Annotated in this window: 3 protein-coding genes; 1 reads left to right on the top strand and 2 read right to left on the bottom strand. The window is 57.3% G+C overall.

Annotated elements, in window-relative coordinates; genetic code table 11:
• Window positions 1-10 precede the first annotated feature (10 nt).
• Window positions 11-175, top strand: coding sequence for a helix-turn-helix domain-containing protein (locus DB708_RS25820; RefSeq protein ID WP_108926314.1), 165 nt, complete (start codon window positions 11-13; stop codon window positions 173-175).
• 179 nt (window positions 176-354) lie between these two features.
• On the opposite strand, the gene DB708_RS25815 is transcribed toward DB708_RS25820, so the two are convergent.
• Both DB708_RS25815 and DB708_RS27375 read right to left on the bottom strand, forming a co-directional pair.
• A complete protein-coding gene (locus DB708_RS25815; RefSeq protein WP_165839928.1) occupies window positions 355-1,857 on the bottom strand; it encodes a DHA2 family efflux MFS transporter permease subunit in 1,503 nt (500 codons plus the stop codon).
• Window positions 1,858-1,987: 130 nt separating this feature from the next.
• A partial coding sequence (locus tag DB708_RS27375; RefSeq protein WP_165839927.1) for a hypothetical protein occupies window positions 1,988-2,388 on the bottom strand: 401 nt, incomplete at its 5' end.

Genomic DNA, 2,388 nt, shown 5'->3' with positions numbered 1-2,388 from the left:
GTCCGCGGGCATGAAGCCGTTGCTGGTACTGGCGAAGATTCGCGGCATCATGGACGCCTTCACGCTGTCTGAGCCGGAGTTGACGCTCAGCGAGATTCGCGCCCGGACCGGGTATCCGACGTCGACGGTGCAGCGACTGGTGGCCAACCTGGTGGGAAAGGGCCGGCACGGTTAGCGCTAAATCTGGCATCGCTGAGCATCGCACGCGCGTGTTCTGCGGTGGCCAGGATCCTGGCGTCATGACCGTCTAGCATCCTCCGGCGTGAAGTGCTGCGCGACGCGCGCTGCTCGAGATGCTCAGCGGTCGGCAACCGCGGCGCAGCGCAGAATAGTGAGAGCTCAGAGGCATTCATGTCACTGGGCGTCATTGTGGCTGACCGGTACGACGTCGGGTGAATGCACGACGCTCACTGCGGCTGGTCTTGCATGTCGCTCGCCACCGCGAAACCTACGAAGCCATCGGAAAGAGCTTGGTAATTCAGGAGAATCGTTCATTTTTAGGCATATCAGGACGCAGAAAAACGTGGCGACTGTGGGTAATACCGCCGACTGCGCAATCCCGTGCGCATATCGGATGCGCGCAGCCGCGAGCATGAGATCGTCACTGCTAAGCCCGGATTGACTCCCAAGCACGACATCAAGGATGGACGCCCTAGACGCGCTGGCCAAAACGGCAGAAAACAAGCCCGCCGCGCTCAGCAGTCCAGAACCCGTGCCGGCGAGATCTGGTGGCAGATTTCGTAAGGTCACGGTCACGACAGGTGTGCTGGCCAACGAAGTACCCATACCCATAACTGTGGTGAGTATCCAAATTATCCAAATCGGAGTTGTGGGCTCGAGCTCAGTTACCAATAGTGTCAGCACCGTCAGCATCACGATAAATCCACTCATCGCGAGAATCCGTGGTTGCATCTTGGACGTAAGTCGACCCACCACTGGAGCTGTCAGAACGACGGCAACGGCCAGCGGTAAAAATAATAGCGCGGCACCGACGGGCGACATACCCCGTACGTTCTGAGCATAGAGCATCAGCGGCATGCCCAACGAAGTGACCACAAACGTTCCAATTGTATTGGCTGTAAGTCCGGCAGAAAAATTCCGGTCTTTGAAAATCCGCGTTGCGATCAGGGGTTCCGTAGCGTACTTCCGCTGATGAAGGATGAAGACAGCGGCGAAGAGCAGACCCACGGCGAGAACTTCACTCACCGTGATGTGGGAGCCGGCGATGCGAGCCCAGTGATACCGCGGCCCGTTTTGGATTCCGAAGACTGCAAGCGCGATCGCGGCTCCACTGAAGACCGTTCCCAGCATATCGAGATTGTGAGACGAATTCGGCAGAACAGGAACGTAAGCGGCGGCTAGCGCGAATGCAATGATGCCGATCGGCAGGTTGATCAGGAAGACCCACTCCCACCCCAGATGAGTGACGATACCGCCCCCAACGATCGGACCGCAAAAAGCGGCTAATCCCCCGACCATTCCCCACAATGCAATCGCGGGACCGCGATTCTCCGCGGGAAAGATTCGCGTCACCACCGCAATTGGTTGCGGCGCCATCAACGCAGCTCCAACGCCTTGAATGACACGAGCCACGATGAGAGCCGTGAACGTATGGGAGAAACCGCAGCCCACTGAAGCCAATATGAATATTAAAAGCCCTGCAAGATAAATGTTGCGCTGCCCGAACCGGGCGCCTAATTGTCCACCGGGAAGAATCAAGACAACATACGAGACTAGGTATCCACTCGAAACCCACCCGACCTGAGCAATGCTTATGTGGAATTTTGTGAGCATAGTCGGTATTACGACCACCACTGCGCTCGAATCAAGCAAAATCATAAAATAGCCGACGCTCATCACCCATAATGCGAGCCGACGACTTTTTGATTCCACAACCATGGGACAGGTCACACCATCACCCCCCGGTTCAGCAGAAGTCTTGCTCTGAATGCACCGTTAATCGGATAGCCGGTAACGATTCGAGGCATTAAAGCAGTCCGAGCAGTTGCAGGTTGGTGATGTATTTGAGGATGATCGGCGCCGAGACGTGTGGGATGTCGTTGGTGGCGCCGATTTGGGCTTGTTGCACCGCTGCACGAAATCGGTCGGTCGATGGTGTGCGTTCGCGCGACGGCGGTGGGGCCTCTAGATCATTGGACTCACGCTGCAGCACCATCTCCAACAGTGAGTGCCGACGCTGTGGTTCCGATAAAGCACGCAGGCGAGTCTCCAGCCGCTGCAACCACTCCCCAAAGTCATCGACGCGCTCGATGGGATAACCGGCTTCAATCACCCAGTCGAGGTACTGGTCGGGCCCGATGTCGTCGTCGTCGTGGGGGTTCATGACGTGATAGGTCTCGAACCTGTCGGTTACTTGGGCGCCCAGCG

Origin of the sequence: Mycobacterium montefiorense (assembly GCF_003112775.1) — a bacterium.
GTDB lineage: Bacteria > Actinomycetota > Actinomycetes > Mycobacteriales > Mycobacteriaceae > Mycobacterium > Mycobacterium montefiorense.
Note: the sequence above shows the minus strand (reverse complement) of the source record. Positions and strands in the feature narration are given on the sequence as shown.